Annotated in this window: 24 protein-coding genes; 16 read left to right on the top strand and 8 right to left on the bottom strand. The window is 67.6% G+C overall.

The window, feature by feature from the left end:
• Nucleotides 1-63: 63 nt before the first annotated feature.
• The 16 genes from AAG816_RS11140 to AAG816_RS11215 all read left to right on the top strand — a co-directional run bounded on the left by AAG816_RS11140 (nucleotide 64) and on the right by AAG816_RS11215 (nucleotide 16,141).
• Nucleotides 64-1,260: a CoA transferase gene (locus AAG816_RS11140; protein WP_341989689.1), complete on the top strand. Its 1,197-nt coding sequence runs from the start codon at nucleotides 64-66 to the stop codon at nucleotides 1,258-1,260.
• Nucleotides 1,250-2,365, top strand: a complete 1,116-nt coding sequence (locus AAG816_RS11145) for a CoA transferase (RefSeq protein ID WP_341989690.1) — start codon at nucleotides 1,250-1,252, stop codon at nucleotides 2,363-2,365. Before AAG816_RS11140 ends, AAG816_RS11145 begins: the two co-directional genes overlap by 11 nt.
• Nucleotides 2,366-2,439: 74 nt before the next feature.
• Nucleotides 2,440-3,615 (top strand): amino acid ABC transporter substrate-binding protein, encoded by a 1,176-nt coding sequence (locus tag AAG816_RS11150; protein WP_341989691.1) that lies wholly within the window; start codon nucleotides 2,440-2,442, stop codon nucleotides 3,613-3,615.
• Between the two features lie 67 nt (nucleotides 3,616-3,682).
• Nucleotides 3,683-4,900, top strand: coding sequence for a CoA transferase (locus AAG816_RS11155; RefSeq protein WP_341989692.1), 1,218 nt, complete (start codon nucleotides 3,683-3,685; stop codon nucleotides 4,898-4,900).
• 1 nt (nucleotide 4,901) lies between these two features.
• On the top strand, nucleotides 4,902-5,765 hold the full coding sequence (locus AAG816_RS11160; protein ID WP_341989693.1) for a branched-chain amino acid ABC transporter permease: 864 nt from the start codon (nucleotides 4,902-4,904) through the stop codon (nucleotides 5,763-5,765).
• Nucleotides 5,762-6,742, top strand: coding sequence for a branched-chain amino acid ABC transporter permease (locus AAG816_RS11165; protein WP_341989694.1), 981 nt, complete (start codon nucleotides 5,762-5,764; stop codon nucleotides 6,740-6,742). Before AAG816_RS11160 ends, AAG816_RS11165 begins: the two co-directional genes overlap by 4 nt.
• On the top strand, nucleotides 6,735-7,445 hold the full coding sequence (locus AAG816_RS11170; RefSeq protein ID WP_341989695.1) for an ABC transporter ATP-binding protein: 711 nt from the start codon (nucleotides 6,735-6,737) through the stop codon (nucleotides 7,443-7,445). Before AAG816_RS11165 ends, AAG816_RS11170 begins: the two co-directional genes overlap by 8 nt.
• A gap of 9 nt (nucleotides 7,446-7,454) precedes the next feature.
• Nucleotides 7,455-8,429, top strand: coding sequence for a hydroxymethylglutaryl-CoA lyase (locus tag AAG816_RS11175; protein ID WP_341989696.1), 975 nt, complete (start codon nucleotides 7,455-7,457; stop codon nucleotides 8,427-8,429).
• Nucleotides 8,426-9,214, top strand: a complete 789-nt coding sequence (locus tag AAG816_RS11180) for an ABC transporter ATP-binding protein (protein ID WP_341989697.1) — start codon at nucleotides 8,426-8,428, stop codon at nucleotides 9,212-9,214. The genes AAG816_RS11175 and AAG816_RS11180 overlap by 4 nt, the downstream gene beginning before the upstream one ends.
• Entirely contained in the window at nucleotides 9,207-9,920 is a 714-nt protein-coding gene (locus tag AAG816_RS11185) for a nitroreductase (protein WP_341989698.1), read from the top strand. Before AAG816_RS11180 ends, AAG816_RS11185 begins: the two co-directional genes overlap by 8 nt.
• Before the next feature lie 51 nt (nucleotides 9,921-9,971).
• A complete protein-coding gene (locus tag AAG816_RS11190) occupies nucleotides 9,972-10,478 on the top strand; it encodes a MaoC family dehydratase (RefSeq protein WP_341989699.1) in 507 nt (168 codons plus the stop codon).
• Between the two features lie 45 nt (nucleotides 10,479-10,523).
• A complete protein-coding gene (locus tag AAG816_RS11195; RefSeq protein ID WP_341989700.1) occupies nucleotides 10,524-11,687 on the top strand; it encodes an acyl-CoA dehydrogenase family protein in 1,164 nt (387 codons plus the stop codon).
• 13 nt (nucleotides 11,688-11,700) lie between these two features.
• Complete coding sequence (locus AAG816_RS11200; protein ID WP_341989701.1) at nucleotides 11,701-12,534, top strand: CoA ester lyase; 834 nt, start codon at nucleotides 11,701-11,703, stop codon at nucleotides 12,532-12,534.
• Nucleotides 12,535-12,555: 21 nt separating this feature from the next.
• The gene (locus AAG816_RS11205) at nucleotides 12,556-13,833 is read left to right on the top strand and encodes an acetyl-CoA hydrolase/transferase C-terminal domain-containing protein (RefSeq protein WP_341989702.1); all 1,278 of its coding nucleotides are present in this window, start codon (nucleotides 12,556-12,558) and stop codon (nucleotides 13,831-13,833) included.
• A gap of 336 nt (nucleotides 13,834-14,169) precedes the next feature.
• On the top strand, nucleotides 14,170-15,750 hold the full coding sequence (locus AAG816_RS11210; RefSeq protein WP_341989703.1) for a Fic family protein: 1,581 nt from the start codon (nucleotides 14,170-14,172) through the stop codon (nucleotides 15,748-15,750).
• A 40-nt stretch (nucleotides 15,751-15,790) separates the two neighbouring features.
• On the top strand, nucleotides 15,791-16,141 hold the full coding sequence (locus tag AAG816_RS11215) for a RidA family protein (RefSeq protein ID WP_341989704.1): 351 nt from the start codon (nucleotides 15,791-15,793) through the stop codon (nucleotides 16,139-16,141).
• 75 nt (nucleotides 16,142-16,216) lie between these two features.
• Here the strand turns inward: AAG816_RS11215 and AAG816_RS11220 are convergent, their stop codons facing one another.
• From AAG816_RS11220 to AAG816_RS11255, 8 genes are all read right to left on the bottom strand, one after another.
• A complete protein-coding gene (locus AAG816_RS11220; RefSeq protein WP_341989705.1) occupies nucleotides 16,217-18,430 on the bottom strand; it encodes a molybdopterin cofactor-binding domain-containing protein in 2,214 nt (737 codons plus the stop codon).
• A gap of 11 nt (nucleotides 18,431-18,441) precedes the next feature.
• The gene (locus AAG816_RS11225; RefSeq protein WP_341989706.1) at nucleotides 18,442-18,909 is read right to left on the bottom strand and encodes a (2Fe-2S)-binding protein; all 468 of its coding nucleotides are present in this window, start codon (nucleotides 18,907-18,909) and stop codon (nucleotides 18,442-18,444) included.
• Between the two features lie 183 nt (nucleotides 18,910-19,092).
• Nucleotides 19,093-20,016: a LysR family transcriptional regulator gene (locus tag AAG816_RS11230; RefSeq protein ID WP_341989707.1), complete on the bottom strand. Its 924-nt coding sequence runs from the start codon at nucleotides 20,014-20,016 to the stop codon at nucleotides 19,093-19,095.
• Between the two features lie 110 nt (nucleotides 20,017-20,126).
• Nucleotides 20,127-20,978, bottom strand: a complete 852-nt coding sequence (locus tag AAG816_RS11235; RefSeq protein WP_341989708.1) for an amidohydrolase family protein — start codon at nucleotides 20,976-20,978, stop codon at nucleotides 20,127-20,129.
• Nucleotides 20,979-20,995: 17 nt separating this feature from the next.
• Complete coding sequence (locus AAG816_RS11240) at nucleotides 20,996-22,075, bottom strand: ABC transporter ATP-binding protein (RefSeq protein WP_341989709.1); 1,080 nt, start codon at nucleotides 22,073-22,075, stop codon at nucleotides 20,996-20,998.
• A gap of 33 nt (nucleotides 22,076-22,108) precedes the next feature.
• Nucleotides 22,109-23,701, bottom strand: coding sequence for an NAD(P)/FAD-dependent oxidoreductase (locus AAG816_RS11245; RefSeq protein WP_341989710.1), 1,593 nt, complete (start codon nucleotides 23,699-23,701; stop codon nucleotides 22,109-22,111).
• A complete protein-coding gene (locus AAG816_RS11250) occupies nucleotides 23,694-25,355 on the bottom strand; it encodes an AMP-binding protein (RefSeq protein ID WP_341989711.1) in 1,662 nt (553 codons plus the stop codon). Before AAG816_RS11250 ends, AAG816_RS11245 begins: the two co-directional genes overlap by 8 nt.
• Nucleotides 25,355-26,161, bottom strand: a complete 807-nt coding sequence (locus AAG816_RS11255; protein WP_341989712.1) for an ABC transporter permease — start codon at nucleotides 26,159-26,161, stop codon at nucleotides 25,355-25,357. The genes AAG816_RS11250 and AAG816_RS11255 overlap by 1 nt, the downstream gene beginning before the upstream one ends.
• Between the last annotated feature and the right edge of the window lie 3 nt (nucleotides 26,162-26,164).

Below are 26,164 nucleotides of genomic sequence, written 5' to 3' on the forward strand. Positions count from 1 at the left end.
CGGATGGCAAGGCGCCGCAGCGTGCCGGACAGCACGCCAGCATTGGATGGGAGCGTAACGCCCATGACGCCTAGGGAAACGCCTGAGACCACACGGCCGCTCGCCGGCCTCCGCATTCTGTCGCTGGAGAGCTTTGGGGCCGGCCCCTATGGCACCATGCTCCTGGCGGATCTGGGGGCCGAGGTGATCAAGATTGAGAACCCGGCCACTGGCGGCGATGCCTCGCGTGGGGTGGGGCCGCACTTTCTGGGCGAGAGCGACAGCCTGTATGCGCAGTCGTTCAATATGAACAAGCGCAGCATGGCCCTCGACCTCAGCCGGCCGGAAGATCATGACGACTTCTTGGCGCTGGTGGCGACTGCTGATGCGGTGGTCAATAATCTGCGCGGCGATCTGCCGAAGAAGCTGGGCATCGATTATGCCAGTCTCTCCAAGGTCAATCCCGCGATCGTCTGCCTTCACATCTCGGCCTATGGCCGCGATAACAGTCGAACCGCCTGGCCGGGCTATGACTTCCTTGCCCAGGCCGAGGCCGGCCTGATGAGCATGACCGGCGAGCCGGACGGCCCACCCACCCGCATCGGCCTGTCCATGATCGACTACATGACCGGCACCACCGGCGTGGTCGGCTTGCTCTCCTGTCTCATGCGTGCCCGCATCACGGGCAAGGGCTGCGACGTGGACACCAATCTGTTCGACGTGGCCACCCACCAGCATGCCTATTCCGCCACCTGGTTCCTCAACACCGGCACCATGCCGCAGCGCCTGCCCCGCGGCGCCCATGGCTCCATGGCGCCGGTCCAGTCGGTGAAGACCAAGGATGGCTGGATCTATGTCATGTGCATGAAGGAGAAGTTCTGGCAGGTCTTGTGCGAGCGCATCGGCCGGCGGGATCTTCTCACCGATGTGCGCTTCGCCACCCAACTGGCGCGGCGGGACCACCGGGCCGCGCTGACGACGGAACTCGACGCCAGCATGCAGGCGCGCACCACCCAAGAGTGGCTCTCCGTGCTCACCGGCGCCATTCCCGCCGCGCCGATCTTCGATGTGGCGGAAGCCTTCTCCAATCCCTTCATGGCCGAGACGGCCATGGTGACCAGCGTGCATCATCCCCATGCGGAGACGCTGCGCGTGCTCGCCTGCCCGTTGAAGATCGACGGCGCGCGCCCTGCGAAGGCCGCCTGTTCCAGCCTCGGGGCCGATAATGAGCGCCTGCTGACCCCGCTGCACCGGCGCGAGGAGGCCCGTCATGAAGCTTGAGGGGCTGAAGGTCGTCGACCTGTCCGTTTTCCTGCCGGGTCCCTACCTGACCATGTCCCTGGCCGACCATGGCGCGGAGGTCATCAAGGTGGAGGCTGCAGGCGGCGACCCCGGTCGCGCCATCGGTCTGGCGGATGGGCCGCACTCGGTGTTCTTCCGCTCCGTGAACCGGGGCAAGCGCAGCGTGGTGCTGGACCTGAAATCGGAGGCGGGACGCGCCACCCTGCTGCGGCTGGCGACGGAGGCGGACGTCTTCGTGGAAGCCTTCCGGCCGGGGGTGATGAAGCGGCTCGGCATCGATTATGAGACCGTTGCGGCGCGCAATCCGCGGATCGTCTATTGCTCCATCAGCGCCTTTGGCCAGGACGGTCCCTATCGCGACCGCCCGGCCCATGACCTCGCCACCGAGGCGCTGGCGGGCGTGGCCGGCATCACGCTGGGCGCCGACGGTGCCCCGGCCATTCCTGGCCTGGCTGCGGCTGACATCATCAGTTCGCTCAACGCCTTGTCCGGCGTGCTGATGGCGCTGCTGCGGCGCGAGCGCACCGGCCGTGGCGACTATCTCGACATTTCCATGCACGAGAGCGTGCTGGCCGCTGTGCCCAACCAGCTGGGACCGGCGCTGGCGGAAGACCGTCAGCCGGTTCCCGCCCAGGAGCGCTCACTCGGTGGGGCGGCCTTCTACCAGATCTATGAGACGGCGGATCGGCGCCATCTGGTGCTGGCGGGGCAGGAGGAGAAGTTCATCCGCGCCCTGCTGGGGGCGCTGGGGCGCCTTGATCTGGCGGAATTGGCGGAGCGCGGGCCGGGGCCGCATCAACTGCCCTTGGTCCAGTTCCTGCGCCAGACGTTTCGCGCGAAGCCGCTGGCCGAATGGGTGCGCTGGTTCGACGGACGCGAGGTCTGCTTCGCGCCCGTGAACACCCTCCCCGAGGCGCTGGCGGATCCTCAAGTCGTGGCCCGAGGGGCGGTGGTGACGGATGGGGAGGGGCGGCGCCACGTGGCCCCCGTCATCCGCTTCCGCCACGAGCCGGCCCGCCCACGCTGGCAGGCGCCGGCGCTGGGCGAGGCAAATCCCATGCTGGAGATGAGGGCGGCGGAGTAGGCCCGCATATCACTGACGCCTGCATGTTGAATTCAGAGCCGCTCAAAGCGGCCGTTTGAACGGAGGAATCCTCAATGAGCGCACTTTCCAGGCGCAGCCTGATGGCGGCTGCCCTATGGCTGGGACTTACATCCGCGGCCCCGGCGGTCGAACCGGTGAAGATCGGCATCGCCTTGTCCATGACCGGAAATCTCGCCGATTCCGCCGAGCATTACCGCAAGGCCATCGAGCTGTGGCGCGATCAGGTGAATGCCCGTGGCGGCCTCCTGGGGCGGCCGGTGGAACTGGTGATCTATGACGAGCGCAGCGACCCGGCCACCGCCGCCCGGCTGTATGAAAAGCTGATCACCGACGACAAGGTGGACCTGCTGGTGGCGCCCTGGGGCTCGGCCTCCACCGCCACCGCCACTGCGGTGGCGGAGAAGCACAAGCGGGTGATCATCAATGCCGGCGGCGCGTCGGAGAAGATCCAGCAGCGCGGCTTTCGCTATGTGGTGCAGTCCGCTTCGCCGATCTCCGCTTATGTGGAGGGCGTGGCCCCGCTGATGGCCCAGAACGGCGCCAAGAGCTTCACCATGGTGTCGCGTGACTTCAACGCGGCGCGCGACATGACGGCGGAACTGGACAAAGTGGTGAAGAGCGGCGCGCTGACCATGGTGGCGTCGGAATACTTCCCTGCCGGCACGTCGGATTATTCGTCCGCCATCGCCAAGGCGCGCCAGCAGGCCCCGGACGCCTGGATCTCCATTGCCTATCCCAACGAGGCGATCGAGATGATCAAGCAATTCCGCGCCAACAATTATCTGCCGAAGATCTTCATCTCCAACGGCGTCTCGCAGGAGGACTTCATCAAGTCCACCGGCAAGGACGGCGAATATGCCTTCGGCATCTCGCTCTACGAGCCGGGCGTGAAGACGAAGGGCAATCCGGAGTTCGTGAAGACCTTCGAGGCGAAATATGGCTACCCGCCCGGTTATTATGCCGGCTTCGGCTATTCGGGTGTCACCGTGCTGGAAGACGCGGTCAAGAAGGCTGGGACCCTCGACCAGGACACGCTGCGGGCGACGCTGGGCGAGATGGAGACCGACACGGTTCTCGGTCATTACAAGATCGACCCCAAGACGGGCTCCCAGCTCGGCGCCAAGGGCCTTCTTATTCAGGTGCTCAAGGGCAACCGGGAGATCGTGTGGCCCGAGGAGCTGAAGACCGCTGACGCGGTGGTGCCCATGCCGCCCTGGGACAAGCGCTGATCCTGCCCCTCCGATCCGGACCGGCTTCGGCCTCGGATCCGCGCTGACCTTCAAGGGAGCACGCCGCATGACTGGTTCTCAAGCCCAACCGGAGCGCCCGCTGTCGGGCATCCGCGTCCTCGAAGTGGCGAATTTCATCGCCGGGCCGTTCTGCGCCACGCAGATGGCCGAGTTCGGCGCGGAGGTGATCAAGCTGGAACTGCCGGGCGTGGGGGATGCCCTGCGCCGCTTCGGCTCGCGGACCGAGTGCGGCGACAGCCTTCCGTATCTGTCGGAGGCGCGCAACCGCCTGTGCGCCACGCTCGACCTGCGCAAGCCGGAGGGGGCGGCCCTGTTGAAGGAGCTGGTGGCCACCGCCGACGTGCTGGTGGAGAACTTCCAGCCCGGCACCATGGAAGGCTGGGGGCTGGGCTATGACGTGCTCTCCGCCATCAATCCCAAGCTGGTGATGGTGCGCATCTCCGGCTACGGCCAGACCGGGCCCTACAGCCGCCGCCCCGGATTCGGCCGCATCGGCAATGCCTTCGGCGGGCTGTCGTTCCTCGCCGGCTATCCCGACCGGGCGCCGGTGACGCCCGGCTCGGCCACCATCGCCGATTATCTGGCCGGGCTCTATGGCGCCTATGGCGCGCTGCTGGCGCTGCGGGGGCGCGAGACGAGCGGGCGCGGGCAGGTGGTGGATATCGGCCTCTACGAGCCGGTGTTCCGCATCCTCGATGAACTGGCAGGCGCCTACCACGCCTTCGGCTATGTGCGCGAGCGCATGGGGCCGGGCACGGTCAATGTGGTGCCGCACAGCCATTACCCCACCGGCGACGGGCGCTGGGTGGCCATCGCCTGCACCGGCGACAAGATTTTCGCCCGCCTCGCCGAGGCCATGGGCCGGCCGGAGCTGGCGGGAGACGACAGCTGGGGCCTGCTGGCATCGCGCGAGCGCGACCGCGCGCTGGTGGACGCAGCAGTCACCGACTGGACCCGCTCAATGGACCGCGCCCGGATCATCGACCTCTGCGAGCGCCACCAGGTGCCCTGCGGGCCGGTCTATTCCATCGACGAGATCTTCGAGGACCCGCAATACCGCGCGCGGGAGAACATCGTGATGGTGGATGATCCCCGCGCCGGCCGCCATGCGGTGCCCAACGTGGTGCCGCGGCTCAACGAGACCCCCGGCGGCATCGACCATCTCGGCCCGGCGCTCGGCGCACACAACGATTTCGTCTGGGGCGACCTCCTGGGGCTTGCCCCGGAGCGCCGCGCCGCCCTCGCAGCGGAAGGAGTGATCTGACGTGCCCGTCCTCGAACTCCTTGTGGGAGGCGTGCTGCTCGGCGGCCTCTATGCGTTGATGGCCTGCGGCCTCAATCTGATCTTCGGCGTCATGCGCGTGGTCAACTTCGCCCATGGCGAGTTCATGGCGGTGGGGGCGCTTGCCACCGTGTCGCTGGTGGGGGGCATGCACCTGCCGTTTGTGGCGGCCCTGGTCATCGTGCCGCTGCTCACCGCCGCCCTGGGCCTGCTGTTCCAGCTGGTGATCCTGCGGCGGCTGGTGGATGGGCCGATGATCATGTCGCTGCTGGCGACCTTCGCCTTCTCCACCATCCTGGTGAACCTCTCCATCCTGATCTGGGGCGGCGGTTATCGCGGCCTGCCGGATGTGCTCGGCGGCTCGGTGCAGATGCTGGGCGTGAATGTCTCCCTGTCCCGCCTGGTCGCATTCGCCGGCGCCATGGCGGTCAGCCTCGGGGTCTGGTGGTTCCTCACGGCCACCCGCTTCGGCCGGGCCATCCGCTCGGTGGCGCAGGCCCCCGAACTTGCCACCATTTCCGGCATCTCCATTGAGCGGATGCGCACCTTCACCTTCGCGCTCGGCTCGGCCATGGCGGGCCTGGCGGGCGTGCTGCTGGCGCCCGCCTTCGCCTCCGACCCGCAGCTGGGCTCGCGCTTCCTGATCAAGGCCTTCGCGGTGATCATCGTCGGCGGCATGGGGTCCTATCCCGGCGCCATGATGGCGGCGATCCTGCTCGGCATCGTCGAGGTGTTCGGCTCCTATGTGGTCGGGCCGGTGATCGGCTCCGCCCTTCTCTTTCTCATCATGCTCGCGGTGCTTCTGGTGCGCCCGCGCGGCCTGCTCGGTGTGGGGATGCGCGTATGAACTCGATCGCTTTCATCGCAACCGCCGCCGTCGCGGTGCTCATCCTGCCCTTCGTCGGCAGCGAATACGCCATATCCTTCGGCGTGCAGCTGCTGATGTTCACGGCGCTCGCCTATTCCTGGAATCTGATCGGCGGCTATGCCGGCTATACCCACTTCGGGCAGGTGGCCTTCTTCGGCTTCGGTGCCTATGTGGGTGCGCTGTGCATGGGAGCCGGCTGGCACTGGCTGCCGGCGGCGGTGGCGGCCGCCCTCGGCGGCCTCGTGCTCGCGCTGCCGCTGGGCTTCGCCATGCTCCGGCTCAAGGGGCCGTTCTTCGCCATCGGCATGTTCGGCATGGCGCGGGTGTTTGAGAATTTCGCGCTCGGCTTCGACGGCATCACCGATGGCGGCACGGGGCTCTATCTCTCGCCGGTTTCCGACATGCGGCAGATCTATGCCGCGTTTGCGGTGCTTGCACTGGGGTTGCTGGTCGCCACCTGGCGCCTCGACAATTCGCGCCTCGGTCTGCAGCTTCTGGCGATCCGCGAGGACGAGACGGCAGCGGAGGCGCTGGGCGTGCGCACCAGCCGGCTGAAGATCGGCGTCTTCGCCGCCTCCGCCATCGCGCCGGCGGCGGCCGGTTCGCTCTATGCCACCTATCTGGCCTTCATCGATCCGGCCACCGCGTTCGCGCCCATGACCGAGCTGACCACCATCTCCATGGTGCTGCTGGGCGGGCTCGGCACGGTGTTCGGCCCGCTGGTGGGTGTGGTCACCATGTCGGTCATCAATGAGCTGCTGTGGTCCCGCTTCCCCGAAATCTACTTGATGCTGGTGGGCTGCGTGATCCTGCTGGCCATCGTCTTCATGCCGCGCGGGCTGGCCGGCATGGCCCGCCGCCGCAGCCTGCTGTTCCCCGTCGGACGCGAGGGGCTGCGCCGCCTCGTCGCCCGCCGCTCTCCCCCCGGAATGCGCACGGAGGCCGCCCTTGGCTGAGATCGCACACAAACTCGTGGTGAACGGGGTGAGCAAGCGCTTCGGCGGCCGCGTCGCCCTGGATGCCGCAAGCCTCGAGGTGGCCGTCGGCTCCATCACCGGCGTCATCGGGCCGAACGGCTCCGGCAAGTCCACCTTGTTCAACATGGTGGCCGGCGCCCTGGCCCCCGATGCCGGCAGCATCCTGTTGGACGGGCGCGACGTGACCCGCGCATCGCCCGCCCGCATCTGCCGCGAAGGGGTGGGCCGCACCTTCCAGATCAGCCGCGTCTTCGCCGAGATGACGGTGCTTGAGAATCTCATCGCCGTGGCTCACGGCCTTGATGATTCCGCGGCCGTGGATCGGGCGCTGGAATTGCTCGAGTTGCTGGAGATCACCCGCCTGCGCGACTGCTGGGGTGCGGAACTCTCCTATGGCCAGCGCAAGCTGGCGGAGATCGCGCGGGCGCTGATGATGTCGCCCACGCTGCTTTTGCTGGACGAACCCTTCGCCGGCATCAACCCGCGCTTGCAGAACCAGATCGTCGACTATCTGGTGCGGTTGCGGGAACGGGGCATGACCCTGTTCTTCATCGACCACGAAATGCGCATCGTGCTCGATATTTGCGATCAGGTGTACGTGCTGGCGGAAGGCCGGGTGATCGCGCACGGCCGGCCGGCGGAGGTCCGCGAGGACCCCGCCGTGCTGGCTGCCTATTTCTGAGAGGCCGCCATGCTCGCGCTCCCCTCCCGGACCGAGATCGTCGAAGTGTCGCCCCGCGATGGCCTGCAAAGCCATTCGCGCGCGGTGGACACGCGCACCAAGATCGCGCTGGTGGATGCGCTCACGGATGCCGGATTCCCGGTGATCGAGGTCACGGCATTCTCCCATCCGCGCGCCATTCCCAATCTTGCGGATGCGGAGGCGGTGATGGCCGGCATCACCCGCCGGCCGGGCACCATCTACCGTGCGCTCGCCCCTAACCTGCGCGGGGCGGAGCGGGCGGTGGCGGCACAGGCGGATGAGGTGCTCGGCCTTGCCACCCTCAGCGGCACCTACACCGCCAAGAACCAGAACATGACGGTGGAACAGGCGCTGGATCAGGCGATCTGCGCCTTCGCGCTGACGCAGGAGGCCGGGCGGCGCTTCGTCATGGCGCTGGGCATGTCGTTCTGGTGCCCCTACGAGGGCACGATCCCGGAGGCGGATGTGCTGCGCGCCGTCGAGCGCCTGCACGATGCCGGCGTGCGGCGCATCTATCTGGCGGGCTCCGTCGGCATGGAAGACCCGCGTCATGTCTCGCGCCTGTTCGCGCGCCTCGTCGGCGCTTTCCCGGACTGCGCCTTCGGCTATCACGTCCACGACCGCGCCGGATTTGCGCCCGCCAACATCCTCGCCGCCCTGGATGGCGGCGCGCGCTGGCTGGAGGGCGCGGTCTGCGGGCTGGGCGGCGGCATGGCCATGCCGGGCGGCGAGCGGCCACCGGGCAATTATCCCACCGAGGATCTGGTGCATCTGCTGGAGGCTTCCGGCATCGGGACCGGCCTCGACCTGTCGCGGGTCATCGCCGTCGCCGAGCGGGCCGCCCACCTGCTCGGCCTCCAGCCGAACAGCCATGTCACGCAATGGGGGACGCGCGCATCCCAGCTTGAGGCCGCGCGCCCCCGCATTCCCGCCTTCACCCATAGCGGAGACGCGCTTCAATGAGTTCTCTCGCAATGCATCCCATAGCGGCGCCGATCCCAGCCCCGGTCCAGCCCATTCTGCTGGATATTCAAGGGCTCACCACCGGCTATGGCGACGTCGAGGTGGTGCGGGATGCGGACCTTTCGTTTCGGCAGGGCGTCATGACCGCCATCATCGGCTCCAACGGCGCCGGCAAGTCCACCGTCATCAAGGCGGCGGCCGGCCTCCTGCCCGCATGGTCGGGCCGGATCCTCGTCCGGGGCACCGACATCACGCGCGAGGCCGGTTACCGGCGGCTCTCCCGTGGCATCGCCTATGTGCCGCAAGGGCGCATCGTGCTGCCGGAAATGACGGTGCGCGAAAATCTGGAGCTGGGCGGCTACACGCTCGGCTCGGATCGTCGCCGTCTGCGCGAGGCGATTGACCGCCTCTGCGGCCTGTTTCCCATTCTCGGCGAGCGCATGAGCCAGTTGGCCGGCAACATGAGCGGCGGTGAGCAGCAAATGCTCGCCATCGCTCGGGCACTGGTGACGGCGCCGGACGTGATCATCCTGGATGAGCCTTCGCTCGGCCTGTCGCCGAAGTTCGTGGCGGTGGTGTTCGAGAAGCTCACCGAGCTGACGCAGAGCGGCCTGACCATCATCGTGGTGGAGCAGAAGGCCTCCATGGTGCTCACGGTGGCCGACTACGGCTATGTGATGCACACGGGCCGTGTCGCCTTCAAGGGACCGGCCGGCGAACTTTTGGCCGATGACCGGGTCAAGCGCGTGTTCCTGGGCGAGGCGCCCGAGGCCCTCCATGCCTGAGGCCGCTCCCATGCCCGCACCCGCCGCATCTCCGGCCGAGATCGTGGAAGAGGCCGTGGCCTCCCGTCGCTCGGTCCGCGGCTTCCTGTCCGATCCCGTGGACCTGTCCCTCCTGGAGCGCATTCTCGGCGTGGCGCGCCGGGCGCCCAGCGGCAGCAACATCCAACCTTGGCAGGTGCATGTGCTGACCGGAGAAGCACTGCGGGCGCTGGGAGAGGAACTGACCTCGGTCTTCCTGGCCGGCGAGCCGGAGGCGCCGGACTATGCCTATTACCCCACCCACTGGCGCTCGCCTTATATCGAGCGGCGGCGACAGACCGGCTGGTCGCTCTATGCCCTCACCGGCGTGGAGCGCGGCGACCGCGAGGCCGGACTGCGCCAGCGGGCGAAGAATTACAGCTTCTTCGGCGCCCCCGCGGGCCTGGTGTTCGCCATCGACCGCGACCTCAATCCCGGCAGCTGGGTGGACAACGGCATGTTCATGCAGAACGTGATGGTGCTGGCGCGCGGCCATGGGCTGCACACCTGCCCGCTCGCTGCCATCGGCAATTATCCGCAGATCGTGCGCCGGCGCTTGGGCATTCCCGACAGCCAGATGGTGATCGCCGGCATGGCCATCGGCCACGAGGATGCCGGCGAGCCCGCCAACCGCCTGCGCACCACGCGTGAAGAGCTTTCGGCCTTTTGCACCTTCCATACGGACTAACGGATGCGCGCCGCCGGCTGTCCGGCGGCGCCCAACATGAGGAGACAGGCCATGTCTGTGGCAACGCTTGAGAAGACCCGGATTCCCACGCCGTTTGGCCGCTACTTCGAGGAGTTCGAAGTGGGCACCATCTACGACCACCGGCCAGGCCGGACCATCACCGAGAGCGACAACATCAATTTCTCGCTGATGACCATGAACTTCCACCCCATGCATTGTGACCGGGCGTTCGCGGAGAAGAGCGAATTCGGCAAGCCGCTGGTCAACAGCGGCCTGAGCCTCGCCATCGTGCTCGGCATGAGCGTCAACGACGTCAGCGGCAAGGCCATCGCCAATCTGGGCTGGAAGGAGATCAACCTCACCAGCCCGGTGTTCCCCGGTGACACGCTCTATGCGGAAAGCGAGGTGCTGGAGATGCGCGAGTCCAAGTCGCGCCCGACGCAGGGCATCGTCACCGTGCAGACCCGCGCCTTCAAGCAGGATGGCACACCGGTGATGAACTTCGTGCGCAGCGCGCTGATCCCCAAGCGCGGCCACGGTGTGGGCGATGCCGTCTGAGACGGCGCGCCGGTCCTGATTCCACGAACAATAAAGGTTTTTCCCATGAACGCCCACGCATCCCTGCCCAATGAGGACGAGGCCCTCATCCTCGCCAGCGTCGACCGCTTTCTGGAAGCCGAAGTGCGCCCGGTGGCGCATGATCTGGAGGCGAAGGATGAATATCCGGCCAAGATCGTCGAGAAGATGAAGGATCTCGGCCTGTTCGGCTGCACCATCAGCCCGGAATACGGCGGCCTGGGTCTCTCCACGATGACCTATGTGAAGATCATCGAGCGTATCTCGACGGTCTGGATGTCGGTCTCGGGCATCATCAACTCGCATCTCATCATGGCGAGCGCAGTGCAGCGCTGCGGCACCGAGGAGCAGAAGCGGCACTATCTCCCGCTGTTCGCCACCGGCGAATTGCGGGGCGGCATCGGTCTCACCGAGCCCGACTGCGGCACGGATCTGCAAGCCATCCGCACCGTCGCCAAGCGCGAGGGCGACCATTATGTGGTCAACGGGGCCAAGACCTGGATCACCAATTCCATGTACGGCAACACCATCGCTTTGCTGGTGAAGACCGATCCCGGCGCCTCGCCCCGCCACAAGGGCATGAGCCTGCTGATCGCGGAAAAGGGCCCGGGCTTCAAGGTGGCGCGCAAGCTGGAGAAGTTGGGCTATCGCGGCATCGACACCTGCGAACTGGTGTTCGAGGACTATCGCGTGCCGGTGGACCGGCTGATCGGCGGCGTCGAGGGAAAAGGACTTCAGCAGGTGCTGGGCGGGCTGGAGCTGGGGCGCATCAATGTGGCGGCGCGCGGCGTCGGTCTGGCGCAGGCGGCGCTGGACGAGTCGGTGGCCTATGCGCAGGTGCGCAAGACCTTCGGCAAGCCCATCTGCGAACATCAGGCGATCCAGCTCAAGCTGGGCGAGATGGCGACCCGCACCGAGGCCGCGCGCCTGCTGACCGAGAAGGCGGCGGAGAAATTCGACCGCGGCGAACGCTGTGACATGGAAGCCGGCATGGCGAAGTATTTCGCCACCGAGGCGGGCATGGAAAACAGCCAGGAGGCTCTGCGCATTCACGGCGGCTACGGCTATTCGCGCGAATACAATGTGGAGCGGCTCTATCGCGACGCGCCGTTGCTCGTCATCGGCGAAGGCACCAACGAGATGCAGCGCATCATCATCGCCAAGCAGCTCATTGCCCGCAACCCCGTGTGAGGAGGCACACCGCATGACCAGCAGCGAACGCAGCTTCCTCTTCGTGCCCGCCGACCGGCCCGAACGCTTCCTCAAGGCGCTGGCCACCGGCGCCGATCGGGTGGTGATCGACCTCGAGGACGCCGTGCAGCCGGACAACAAGGCCGGGGCCCGCGCGGGCCTGGCCCAATGGCTGGATGGGCCGGAGGCCCGGCCCATCATGGTGCGGGTCAATGCCGCCGATACCCCGTGGCATCAAGACGACCTGAAGGCGCTGGCCCGCAAGCCCAAGGTCACGGGTCTCATGTTGCCCAAAGCCGACACCGCTGAAGCCATTGCCGGCGTGCGCGTCCATCTTCCACCGGAACGCCCGCTGGTGGCGCTGATCGAGACCATCCGCGCCTATCTGGACCTGCGCCGGCTGGTGTTTACGCCGGGCCTCTCCCGGCTCGCCTTCGGCTCGGTGGATTTCTGCGCCGAGACCGGCATTGGCGGACTGGGCAGCGAGCTGGACGCCATCCGCACCGAACTGGTGGTGGTGTCCCGCGCCGCCGGCTTGCCGCCGCCGGTGGAGGGCGTCACGCTCGCCGTGCAGGACCAGGCGGCGCTGGCGGCGGATATCGCCCATGCCAGACGTTTCGGCTTCGGCGCCAAGCTGTGCATCCACCCGCTGCAGGTGGCGCCGGTCAACGCCGGCTTCTCGCCCAGCGATCAGGAGGTCGACTGGGCGCAGCGGGTGGTGGCCGCCGGCAGTGGCGCCCATGGCGCGGTCACGGTGGACGGCAAACTGGTGGACCGCCCCATCATCGCGCAGGCTGCCGCCATCCTCGCCCGCCGCCCTGCGGCCGGCGGCATGGCGGCGGGCTGAGGCGGGCGCATGGGGCTCCATATGCACAGCGCGCGTCCGGCGGATGCGGATACGCTGGATTTCTCCACCCTGCTGCGTCCGGGTGACCGTGTGGTGTGCGGGCAGGGGGCGGCCGAGCCGCTGACCCTGACCCGCCGCCTCGCCGCGCAGGCGCCCGCGCTGGGTCCGCTGGATGTGTTCGTCGGCCCGCTGCTGGCCGACAGCTTCACGCCGGACACCGTGCGGGGAACGCAACTGCGCTTTTCCAGCTACGGTGCCATGGGCGCCGCCGGTCGGCTGTGGAGTGCGGGTCTGCTGGACGTGCTGCCCACCCATTACAGTGCGCTGGACGCCGCCGCCCGCTCCGGCGCGTGGCGGGCGGACGTGGTGCTGCTCCAACTGGCGCCGCCGCGCAGCGATGGCCGCTTCAGCCTCAGCCTTGCCAATGACTATACCGCCCAGGCCGCCCGCCATGCCCGCCTCGTCATCGCCGAGGTCAATCAAGACGCCCCCTGGACCCATGACGCGCCGCTGCCCGAGGGGCTGCAGAACCTCCTGCTGGTGGAGGCCCGGTATCCGCCGGTGGATGTGGCGCCCACCGTCATGGGCGGAACGGAGCAGGCCATCGCCGCCCATGTGGCGGGGCTCGTGCCCGACGGCGCGGTGCTCCAGATCGGCATCGGCTCCATTCCCGACGCGGTGCTGGCGGCACTGACCGGCCATCGCGACTTGGGCATCCATTCCGGCGTCATCGGCGATCGCGTGGTGGAGCTGATCAAGCGCGGGGTGGTCACCAATGGCCGCAAGGGCGTGGATGCGGGCCTCACCATTACCAACGCCATCTTCGGCACGGCGCTGGCGCGCGCGCATGCGGACGACAATGCCGACATCCGCGTGCGACCGGCACGCTATACCCATGGCCGCGACGTGTTGGCGGCGATAGAGAATTTGGTGGCCATCAATTCCGCGCTGGAGGTGGACCTGTCCGGGCAGGTGAATACGGAGACGGCCGGGGGCGCCTATGTGGGCGGCACCGGCGGCCTGCTGGATTTCGCCCGCGCGGCGCAGGTCTCGAACGGTGGGCGCAGCATCATCGCGCTGCCCGCCACCGCCCGCAGAGGCACGCTGAGCCGCATCGTGCCCCGCCTGTCGAATGTCACCCTGCCCAAGAGCGATGCCGACGTGGTGGTGACCGAATATGGTGTGGCCGACTTGCGCGGTGCGACCTTCCGCGAGCGCGCCCGCCGCCTGATCGCCATCGCCGCCCCCGCGTTTCGTGAGACCCTGGCCATGGAGGCGGCGAAAAGCCCGCAGTGCTGATCTGTCGGTTGGCGCCCAAAGGATGCCGTCGCCGTCTGTTCCGGACCGGATCCGGAGGCGCCACCCTGTGCGAAAATCCCGGCGCGAAGATCTCGCCTCGCCCGCCCGGCGCACCGGCCGGCACGATCAGCGGCGTAGACCTCCCATCCCTCAGGGGGAGTTCGGGCGATGCATCGCGCAGGTGGCCCCTGCGGCGTGGGCATCATGCGGAGATCGATGCCATCTGGACCTTGACCATGGTGGTGCCCGTCGCCGCCAGCGAAAGGCATTGCCAGTTATCGTTTTTCGTGAAAATCCTGGTCTAGATCTCTTTATCACGGCCCGGCATCGAAATTCATGACACCTGCCCAGGAAGCGGCATTTTCAGGACCGGTGCGCGTCTTTCATGACCGCTGGCTGCCGGAGGCCGCCGTTCCGGTGGGCTATGCCGCCCTGATCGCGGCATACGAGCTGGCCGTGCCGGTGCCGCTCACGCTGTCCGCCATCGGGCCACGGCACAAGGTCTATGCGGCGGACGGCTGGCGGCTCTATACGCCCCGCCATGCCCCCGAGGCCACCCTGGCCGGGCATCTCACCTTCGCGCTCCGCTACGAGGGGCTGGACCTTGCCGTGCTCAAGGCGCTGTTCAAGGCCACCGGTCCCGATCCCATCGCCGCCATGGTGCGCGCCGCACCCACCGGGTCCTATGCACGGCGGATCTGGTTTCTCTACGAATGGTTGCTGGATCAGCGCCTCGCCCTGCCTGATGCCGCCAAGGGCAGCTATGCCCTGGTGGTGGATCCGGAGCGGCAATGGGCAGCGGGCAGCGTGACCTCGCCCCGCCATCGGGTGAAGAACAACCTGCCGGGCACCCCGGCCTTCTGCCCTTTGGTGTTCCGCACCCCGGCCCTGGAGGCGCACGTCGCGCGCCGGCTCGCGGACGAAGCCCGCCGCCTGGCGGCCGAGGTGCCGGCGGATCTGCTGGCCCGCACCGCCGCCTTCCTGCTGCTCAAGGATTCCCGCTCCAGCTTCGCCATCGAGGGGGAGGATCCGCCGCAGGAGCGCATCCAGCGCTGGGGGCAGGTGATCGGCGAAGCGGGCCGGCGCCCCATCGACCGGGCGGAGCTGGAGCGCCTGCAGCGCATCGTCATCGGCGATGCCCGCTTCGTCCATCTCGGCCTGCGCACCGAGGGCGGCTTCATCGGCGAGCATGATCGCATAACCGGCGCGCCGCTTCCCGATCACATCAGCGCCCGGCCGGAGGATCTGGCGGGCCTGATCGACGGCCTGACGGCGTTCGACCGTGGCGCGGCGCAGGCGCTGGATCCGGTTCTGGCTGCCGCCATTCTCGCCTTCGGCTTCGTCTATATCCACCCGTTCGAGGACGGCAACGGCCGGCTGCACCGCTATCTGATCCACCATGTGCTGGCCGAGCGCGGCTTCAATCCGCCGGGACTGGTGTTCCCCGTCTCCGCCGTCATCCTGGAGCGGATCGGCCTCTATCGCACCGTGCTGGAAACCTATTCGCGCCGTCTGCTGCCGCTGATCGACTGGCGCCCCACCGGCCGCGGCAATGTGGAGGTGCCCCATGAGACAGCGGATTTCTATCGCTATTTCGATGCCACGCCCCACGCCGAGTTTCTGTTCGATTGCGTCGCCCGCACCATCGATGTGGATCTGCCGGCGGAGACCGCGTTTCTGAGGACCTATGACCTGTTCAAGGCCCAGGTGCAGGCCCTGGTGGACATGCCCGACCGGCTGCTGGATCTGCTGTTCCGCTTCCTGCGGCAGAACGAGGGCCGCCTGTCCCAGCGCGCCCGCGAGAAGGAATTCGCCGCCCTGACCGCTGACGAGGCGGGCCGCATCGAGGCGATCTATGCGAGGGTGTCTCCGGCCCCCACGGCCGCTCCCTCATCAAGGCCGCCTTCGGCCGCGTGAGCGGGCCGCCACCCTTCTTCCACCAGAGAAAGATCTCCGCATGATCCAGCGCATCGAAACCAGCGGCCGCTTCGCCAAGGCGGTCGTCGCCAACGGCATGGTCTATCTGTCCGGCATGATGGCGCGTGACAAGTCCGCCGACATCACCGCCCAGACCCAGGACATTTTCGCCCAGATCGACGGGCATCTGGCCGCTTGCGGCGTCGACAAGAGCCATCTGGTGCTTGCCAATATCTGGCTCACCGACATTGCCGATTTCGATGCCATGAACGCGGTCTGGGATGCCTGGGTGGATCCCGACAACAAGCCGGTGCGCGCCACCGTGGAAAGCCGGCTGGCCGGCGTGGGCGGCAAGGTCGAGATCATGGTCCAGGCCGTCCTCGCCAAGTGAGGCGCCGGCGGGCACGGCCCGCTGTTGCGACCGGCGGGGGCCGGCAACCCGGCTCCCGCATCCTTCCACCCGCCGTCAGCTCATGTTGAGGTCGACATTCTTGAGCGGGAGATGGCGCACCCGCTTGCCGGTGGCGGCGAACACCGCGTTCAGCACGGCGGGGGCCGCCACCGCGATGGTGGGCTCGCCGACACCGCCCCAGAAGCCGCCGCTGGGCACCAGGATGACCTCGACCACCGGCATCTCGTCGAGCCGCATCACATTGTAGCTGTCGAAATTCTCCTGCTCGATGCGCCCATCCTTCACGGTGCATTCGCCATAGAGCATGGCGGACAGGCCGTAGACGAACGAGCCGGCGACCTGCGCCTCCACCTGCTGCGGATTGACCACATGGCCGGGGTCGGTGGCGGCCACGATGCGGTGGATCTTCAGCTTGCCCTTGTCCACCGAGACTTCAGCCGCCGCCGCCACATAGCTGCCGAACCCCATGACCTGGGCGAGCCCGCGATGCACGCCGGCCGGCGGCGGGGTGTCCCAGCCGATGCCCTTGGCCGCCGCCTCCAGCACCGCCAGATGCTTGGGGTGCTTCGCCATCAAGGTGCGGCGGAAGGCGAGCGGATCCTGGCCGGCCGCCGCCGCCAGTTCATCGATGAAGCTCTCAAGATAGACCGCATTCTGATTGAGGTTCACTCCGCGCCAGGCGCCCGGCCGGATGTGCGGATTGCGCATGGCATGGTCGATGAGCAGGTTGGGAATGGTATAGCCGATGGCCATCTCGGCGCCGGTGGGCAAAAGACCCTGGAAGACGAAGGGATCGCCATTGGCGGTGACCGCCGCGGGATTGGTGAAGCTGGCGATCGACTGGCCGGCGATGCGCATGTGCAGGGCTTCCACATGGCCCTGCGCATCCAGAACACCGCGCAGCCGGCACTGGGTGACCGGATGGAAACGGCCCTGGACCATGTCCTCCTCGCGGGTCCACATCATCTTCACCGGCGTGCCGGGTACCTGCTTGGCAATCAGTGTCGCCATGCGCAGATAATCCGTCTGCAGGCGCCGGCCGAAGCTGCCGCCGATGCGCATGACATGGATCTCGCACGCCTCCGGCGCGAGGCCGGCGGCGGTCGCCACCGCGGCGAGCGCCGCTTCGGGCACCTGGGTCGGGGCCCACGCTTCGCAGCGCTCCGGCGTCCAGCGCACGGTTGCAGCGAGCACCTCCATCGGGGCGTGGTTCTGATAGGGAAAGCTGTAGTCCGCCTCGATCACACGGGAGGCTTTATCCCCTGTCGCCTTGGCCAGCACCGCTTTGGCATCGCCGGCGCGATTGCCCACATAAGGGGTGTCGGCGGAAAGTCCCTCGCGCAGCAATGCGGCGATGGTGTCGCTGGAGACCCGGGCGTTGGCGCCCGCCTCCCACACGATCGGCAAGGCATCCAGCGCCACCTTGGCGCGCCAGAAGGTGTCCGCCACCACGGCCACGGTCTCGCCATCCACCTTCAGGACCTGCCTGACGCCGCGCATCTTCGACACCGCGGCCGCGTCGAAGCTCTTCAACTTGCCGCCATGAACCGGACAGGCCTTCGGCACCGCGACCAGCATGCCGGGCATCGTAAAGTCCACCCCATAGACCAAAGAGCCATCCAGCTTGTCGGCGGTGTCGAGGCGCTTCAGCGGCTGGCCGGCGATGGTCCAGTCCTTCGGATCCTTCAGCGGCACCGTCGCGGGCGGGGAGAGGGCGTTGGCCGCGCCGGCCACGGCGCCATAGGTGGTGGTGCGGCCGCTCTGGGCGTGGGTGATGACCCCCTTGGCCACCGTGCACTGCGCGGCGGGAACACCCCAGCCCTGGGCAGCCGCTTCGATCAGCATGGCACGGGCGGTGGCGCCGCCCTTGCGGACATAGTCCTGCGAGCCGCGGATGGCGCGCGAGCCGCCGGTGGACTGGGTGTTCCACACATTGCCGCGGCGCTTGTTCTCGCCGGGCGTTACCAGCTCGAACCGCACCTTGTCCCAGTCGCAGTCCAGTTCTTCGGCGACCAATTGGGCCAGCCCGGTGAGCGAGCCCTGGCCCATCTCGATGCGGGCGATGCGGATGATCACCGTCTCATCGGGCTGGATCACCACCCAGGCGCCCACTTCCGTGGCAGCGCCCGGCGCCGCCGCATGGGCCGGTACTGGTATGGAAAAGCCGAAGCTGAAGGCACCGGCGGCCACGCCGGCCCCGGCAAGGAAGCCCCGGCGGGAGAGGGGCCTGCGGCCCAGCGGCTGATCGCTTTTTGTCTGGATCGTCATGGCAGCCTCCCTCACCCCTTGTTGGCGGTCATGCGCGCGGCGGCCAGCTTCACGCCGGCCAACACCCGCGGATAGGTCCCGCAGCGACAGATATTGGTGATCTCGGCCCGGATCTCGGCATCGCTCGGGCTGGAGTTCTGCGCCAGCAGCGCGGCGGTCGCCATCATCATGCCCACCTGGCAATAGCCGCATTGCGCCACGTCCAGCTCGGCCCAGGCCTGCTGCACCGGATGCGGCCGCTCGGCGCCCAGCCCCTCGATGGTGAGGATCTTCTGGTTCTCGCTCACCGCACTGACCGGCAGGGCGCAGGAGCGCGTCGCCACGCCATCCAGGTGCACGGTGCAGGCGCCGCACTGGCCGACGCCGCAGCCATATTTAGTGCCGGTGAGTCCGGCCTGCTCGCGAATGGCCCAGAGCAGCGGGGTGTCGTCCTCCACGTCCAGCGCGAGGATCTTGCCATTGATGTTCAGTTTCGCCATCTCGCGCTCCCGGCTTGGGGGTGAAGTGGTGCGGCGTGGTCGCGGTCGTCCGGTCATGGTGGGCGGCAGTGCGGGCGCCAAGGGCGCGCGCCACAGCGAGACGCCGGGCTGGTACACTCTGGGGCTGACGTTACCGCAAGTGCGCCCGGACCATGACTTCACAAGCCCGGCATAAGACGAGGCTCAGCCCGTGCTGGCGACGCGCAGTATTTTGGACGTGCTGGCGATCTGGGCGATGGCCCGCCCCAGAGCGTGCTCGAAATGGATGGCGAACTGCGACTGCGCCTGATCGCGCCGATGAACCAGCACGGGCCGGATGGCCAGTTCTGGCACGAAGCGCACCGTCACTAACTCGCGATAGGCGCCGGCCAGCACCGTGAAGGGATCGATGAGCGCAACGCCAAGGCCCTGCTCCACCATGGCGCAGGCGACGGTGGATTGGTTCACCGTGCTGGCGATCTGAAAGCGGGGATAGGATTCGTAGAAGGCGCTGCGCACCGCCCGTCCGAGCGTGGTGCTCTCGGAAAAGGTGATGACCGATTCCGCCTCCAGATCCTTGACGCCCACCTCCGGCGCCCCGGCCAGACGATGCCCCTGCGGGAGCACGCAGACCATGTCTGCCTCGCACAGCACGGTCACTTTCAGGCCGGGATCGCGCACCGCCACATCGGCGATGGCGAGATCGACCTCGTTGCGCGTGACCTGCTCGATCACGTCCTTGGTGGCATAGGCCATGACGTCCACCGAGAGGTTCGGCCAGTCCTTGCGCAGCAGGGCGACCGCCAGGGGCACGATGGAGCTGGCAATGGACGAACTGGTGGCCAGCCGGATGCGGCCTGAGCGGCCGTCGCGGATCTGGTCGGCGAGATCGCGCAGCGTATCCACGAAACCGGCGAGGCGCTTGACCTCCGGCATGAGGATCTGCGCTTCCGGCGTGGGCTGGAGGCGGCCGCCCACACGGCGGAACAGAGGAATGCCCAGTTCCTGTTCCGCCAGATGCACCGTCTTGGTGATCGAGGGTTGCGACACCCGCAGGCGGCGGGCAGCGGCGCTGACGGAGCCGAGATCCATCACCAAATCGACGATCAGCAGGTGACGGATGTTCATGGCGTGCGCGTGCTTGGCCCCGCCACGCGGAGGAGAGGGCGGAGGCCGGTCTCCGGGGCCGTCAGAGGGTATCGCCGACATCGGTGGGTGTCGAGCGGGCACGCGACGGCTCACAGGCGCAGGAAGGTCGCTGCGTTCTGGTATTTCCACTTGTGCCGCACCTCGGGCGGGATGGGCAGCGCGTCGAGTTCGGCCACCGTGCGCGCCACCGGCAGCATGGGAAAGCCGGTGCCGAAGATGATCTGGTCTTTCAGCACCTTGGCGCCATAGACCAAAAGCGCCTCATAGCCCGCATGGGGCCGGGTGAGCAGGCTGGGGCGCACCGAGACGATGCCGATATGCAGATTGCGATGGCGCCAGGCGAGGGCGATCAGCTCCTGCACCCACGGCCAGCCCGGCGGCGAGGCGCAGATGCGCAGGTCCGGGAAGGTGGTGGCCACCTCGTCCAGATAGGCCGGGCGCCCGAATTCCATGAGGCTCGCGGTCGAGAAGTTGATGCCGCAATGGATATTGACCGGCACGTCGAGGGCCAGGCACGTCTCATAGAGCGGAAACAGCAGCGGATCGTTGGGCTTCAGCCGGTGCTCGAAGCACTGCAGATTGAGCCCGCGCAGCCCCAGCTCCGATATGGCACGCCGCAATTCCTCCACCGCCGCCGCGCCCTTGTGCGGGTCCACCCCGGCGAAGCCGATGAACCGTCCGCCGTGGGCGGCGCACAGATGCGCCACGTCGTCATTGCTGATCTTGAAGCCGAAGGTGGTCTCCAGATCGCGGGCCTTGAGCACGATGTGGCGGGCATCCACCGCATCATAGGAGGCGAGGTAATCGGCAAAGGCGTCCGGCCCGATCTCCGCGGCGCTGGCGGTTTCGCTGGCGTTATAGACCCTTCGGTAATTGGCCAGATGCGGCGCCGATTTCTGAAATTCGGGCAGAGGCGGCCGGCTGGAGAAGTCGATGAGCATTCCGGTCTCGCTCAGGATCAGGAGGGGGGCAGCAGTTGGGCGGCATCCGTGGGCCAGCCCACCCACACGGGGGCGCCGAACTGCGGGCGCGTGCGTCCGCGGTGATTGAGTTCCTGCACCAGGAAGGTGTCGCCAGTGTCCAGCCGCACCACATGCTTGATGCAGCTGCCCACCACCATGGAGGCTTCCAGTGTGCCCTTCAGCGCATGGGCCGCATCGGGCGCCGCGGCGAGGGTGGCGCTTTCCGGGCGCACGTGCAGCGTCGCGCCGCAGCCCGGCGGCGTGGCGAAGGCCGGCCGCGGGGCCTGCCGCTGGGAGCCATCCCCCAAGGCGATGGTGAGCTGCCCGGCGGCCTCTTCCGCCACCGTGCAGGGCAACTGGTTGGAATGGCCGATGAAGTCGGCCACGTAAGAAGAGGTGGGATTGAAATACAGCTCGTCGGCGGTGCCGATCTGCACGCAACGGCCCTCGCGCATCAGCACGATACGATCGGACATGCTGAGCGCCTCTTCCTGATCGTGGGTGACGCACACCATGGTGATGCCGGAGTCCCGATGCAGACGGCTGATCTCGATCTGCATCTCTTCCCGCAGCTTCTTGTCGAGGGCGCCGAGGGGCTCGTCCATGAGGATGAGCGCCGGGCGATAGACCATGCAGCGGGCGAGCGAGATGCGCTGCTGCTGGCCGCCGGACAGTTCGCGGGGCTTGCGGTCGGCGAACTGCGGCATGCGCACCAGATCCAGCGCCTCCGCCACCCGGCGCCGGATCTCGGCCTTGGGCACGCGGCGCACCTGGAGCGGAAAGGCGATGTTCTCGAACACCGTCATGTGCGGCATCAGGGCGTAGTTCTGGAACACCATACCCAGGTCGCGCTGGCTCGGCGGCAGGTTGGTCACGTCCACATTGTCGATGCGGATGGTCCCCGAGCTGGGGCGGGTCATGCCGGCGATGAGGTTGAGCAGCGTCGTCTTGCCGGAGCCGCTCGGCCCCAGCAGGCTGACGAACTCTCCTTTCGCAACGGTGAGGCTGAACTCGGCGACGGCGTGGAAGGCGCCGTAGCTCTTGGTCAGTCGCTCAATTTCGATCATCGACACCATGGCAACTCCTGAGCAAAGCAAGGCCGCGCCACACTATCGGCGCTTGGCGTCGTGGATGATCTCTCGGGCCGCATTGTGCCCCGGCACGCCGGTGACGCCGCCGCCGGGATGGACGGAGGAGCTGCACAGATAGAGGCCCGGCACCGGGGTGCGATAATCGGCAAAGCCGGGCGCCGGCCGGCGCATGAACATCTGGTCGGCGCTGATTTCCGCATGGTGCACATGCCCGCCGGGCAGGTCGAACACGCGCTCCAGGTCGGCGGGGGTATAAATGTGGCGATGGCGCACCAGATCGCGTAGGCCCGGCGCATAGGTCTCCAGCGTATCGACGACCGCATCGCCGATCGCCTCGCGCGCGGCATCGGTCCAGCCGCCGCGCAGATCGTAGGGCGCATGGCCGGCCATGATGCTCATGAAATGCTGGCCGGGCGGGGCCAGCGTGTCGTCCACGGCGGTGGGCGTCATGGCGATCATGAAGGGCTGACGGGCATAGTCGCCATATTTGGCCGGATCGAAACTCCGTTCGAGATAGTCGATGGTCGGCCCGATGCGCACCTGGGCCGGGTAGGGGAAGCCGGCGGCGCTGGCGTCGAAGGCGGAAAAGCGCGGCAGGTCGTCCAGCGCCAGATGCACCTTGTAGACGGAGCCGCGTGCCCGCAGGCCGGAAATGGCGTGGGTGAAGCCCTCCGGGAGCAGGGCCGGGTCCACGAGGCGGGTGAAAGTGGTGCGGGCGCTGGCATTGGCGGCCACGCGCCGCGCCCTGATCTCCTCCCCCGAGGCCAGAACCACGCCGGCGGCGCGGCCATTCTCGACCAGCAGGCGGCTGACCTCGGCATCGGTGCGCACCTCCATCCCGTGGGCGGCGCCCGAGCGGGCGATGGCGTCGCTGATGGCGCCCATGCCGCCCCGGACGAAGCCCCAGGTTCCGGCCGCGGTTTCGTGATCGCGCACCAGCGGCCGCAGCAGCACATAGCCCGTGCCCGGTGTGCGCAAGCTCGCGCTGCCGCCGCCACCGGTGGCGTAGAAACCCAGCGCAGCGCGGATCTCGTCGCTCTCGAACCACTGGCTGAGCACGTCATAGGCGCTCAGGGTGAGCAGATCGTAGATCTGGTAGAACTGGCCCACGAAGCCGCGCTTCTTCCACAGGAAGCGGGCGGCGGCGAGCAGGTCGCGCGGCTGGGTGGAGACGTTAAACGGCGTGTCCCAGATGATCTCGCGCATGATCGGCGCCAGCTGGCGCATGTGGCGGCGGAACAGCGGATAGGCGGCGGCATCCTTGGCGGAGAATTTGGCGATCTCCGCGCAGGTCTTGGCCTCCTCGTCCCAGAAGGTGAGCGAACGCCCGTCCGGAAACGGCTGGAACAGCGGCGGCGGCTTGAGCACTTCATAGCCGTAGCGGGCCAGCTCCAGATCGAGGATCACCTTGGGCTGCAACAGCGCCATCACATAAGAGGCGGTGGAGACCTTGTAGCCGGGCCACACCTCCTCGGTGACGCAGGCGCCGCCGATCAAGGGGCGGCGCTCCAGCACCAGCACCTTCATGCCGCTGCGGGCCAGATAGGCCCCGCACACCAGGCCATTGTGCCCGGCGCCGATGATGAGCGCGTCATAGGAGGTGTCAGACATGGGTCGCGCTCGTCTGCTGCCAGGAGGAGGTCACCCGGTCATAGGCGCCGGCCCGCAAATCCGCCTGCTCCGCTTTCAGCATGTGCTTGGCAACCTTGAGCGATGGTGTCTTCGGCAGCGCCTTGCGGAATTCGTAGAAGCGCGGAACCTTGAACGGCGCCAGATTGCGCTGGCAGTGGAGGATGATGGTCTCCAGCGTGGCGGCGTCCGGCGCCTGGTCGTCTTCCAGTACCAGATAGGCCTTGATCTCCTCGCCGCGGGTCTCGTCGGGCACGCCCAGGACGGCCGCCTCCATCACCACGCCGGAGGCCTGCAGCACACCTTCCACCTCGCGGGCGGCGATATTCTCGCTGGAGCGGCGGATCATGTCCTTGGTGCGCCCGACGATGGTGAAATAGCCCTCCCCATCCACGCGGAACACATCACCGGTGCGGAACCAGCCATCCAGAAAGGCATCGGCCGTGGCCTCCGGGCGATTGTAATAGCCGCGGAAGATGCCCTTGCCGCGCACCACCAGTTCGCCCTCCTCGCCCGGTTGCACCGGCTGGCCGTCCGCATTCACCACCTTGCATTCGCGGAACGGACCCGGCCGGCCGCAGGAGCCGGAGCCCACCTTGTCGGTGGCCTCGATGGGCATGAACAGGGTCGGTCCCAGTTCGGTCATGCCGAAGGCTTCGCGGGCCACCAGATTGAAGCGCGCCTCCACCGCCGCATGCATGGCCTTGGGCAGGCCGTAGACATTGGCCCGCACGATGGCATTGCGGGCGTCGTCCGGATGCGGCGGCTGCTTGAAGGCGAGGAAGGGCAGCAGGCAGAAATTGATCTCATAGTCCCGCACCCAGGACATGAAGCGCGAGGCGCTCTGCCGTGCGGCTACATAGAGCGTGCCGCGCTGATAGAGCGTCATCAGCAGCAGCCATTGCGGGTCCATGTAGAAGAACGGGGTCGAGGCCAGGATGCGCCCATAGGTGCGCCCGTCGCGGGTGGCGTTGACCTTGCCGGCCACCAGCCAATAGTCCTGCGGCAGCAGGCAGCCCTTGGGATAGCCCGTGGTGCCGGATGTGTATTGAATGTTCAGCAGATCATCATGGCCGATGGGCTCCGCGGGCATGAAGTCTCCCGATGACCCCACGAGGCAGGCCTCCCAGGAGGCATAGCCGGCGCTCTCCTGGCCCACCAGCAGGGCCCGCGCCACCGGCAGCGTGACCGAGCCGTCAGCGCGTCCCGCCTCGAACACCGACTGCACGCTCTCATGCAGCACGATGAATTCGGCCTCACTGTCATTGACCACATAGGCCAGTTCGCGCGCCCGATAGCTGGCATTCACCGGCACCATCACCGCGCCGATGACGCCCAGCGCCAGCCAGGTAAGGGGAAAGGCGGCGATGTTGGGCAGCATCACCGCCACCCGCGTGCCCTTGGTGATGCCGTGCCGGGCCATGCCGTGGGCGAGGGCATGAACACCGGCCTTCATCTCCTGATAGGTGGCGCGCTCGTCGCTCTCGAAGAAATGCCAGGCCAGCTGGTCGGGCACGTCCGCGGCGGCCTGCGCCAGCAGAGCGGCGATGTTGGCCGGCAGGGGCGCGGCCTCGATGGCAGCCAAGCGATCCTGGACGGGGGGGACGGGCGTGGAAAGGACGTGGTCCTTGGACATCAGTGACCTCGGGGAGTCTTGCGCAGGTAGATCAGGGCGATGCTGAACACGAGGGAGAGCACCGTCAGCATGGCGGACACGGCGGCGATGACCGGGGAAATCTCCCACCGCAGGGCGCTGTACATCTTCACCGGCAGGGTGGTGGTGGCGGGGCCGGCGACGAAATAGGAGGCCACCACCTCGTCGAACGAGATGAGGAAGGCGAGCAGCGCTCCGACGATCAGGGATTCGTGGATCTGCGGCAGCACCACCCGGAAGAACACCGTGGCCCGCGTGGCGCCCATGATGATGGCCGCGGTCTCCAGCGCCGGCTCGATCTGGCGCAGGCCCGCACTCACCGACACCACCACGAAGGGGGCGATCAGCACGGTGTGGGAGAGGATGAGGGCCAGGTCGGTGCCGCCGATGCGGAAGGTGTTGAAGTTGAGATAGAAGCCCAGGCCGAGCACCACCACCGGCACGAGAATGGGGCTCATCAGGAACAGGTTCAGGCTGCGGCGGCCGAAGAAGCTGCCTCGCACCAGGGCATAAGCGGCGGGCACCGCCAGCACCATGGTGAGCGCGGTGGAGGCGAGGGCGATCTTCAGGCTCTGCAGCGCCGCGCCCCACCAGGACGGATCGGAGAAGAACTGGGCGAACAGCGCCAGCGAAATCCGCTCCGGCGGAAAGGCGAGCTGCTGCGAACCATTGAGCGACACCGGGATGATGATCAGCGTCGGCATCAGCAGGAACAGAAAGCCGGCCCAGGCCACCGCGCCGCCGGTGGCGCGCCAGAAGCGGGTCGCGCGATCGATGAGGTCATTCATGGG

The organism is Azorhizobium sp. AG788 (assembly GCF_943371865.1).
GTDB lineage: Bacteria > Pseudomonadota > Alphaproteobacteria > Rhizobiales > Xanthobacteraceae > Azorhizobium.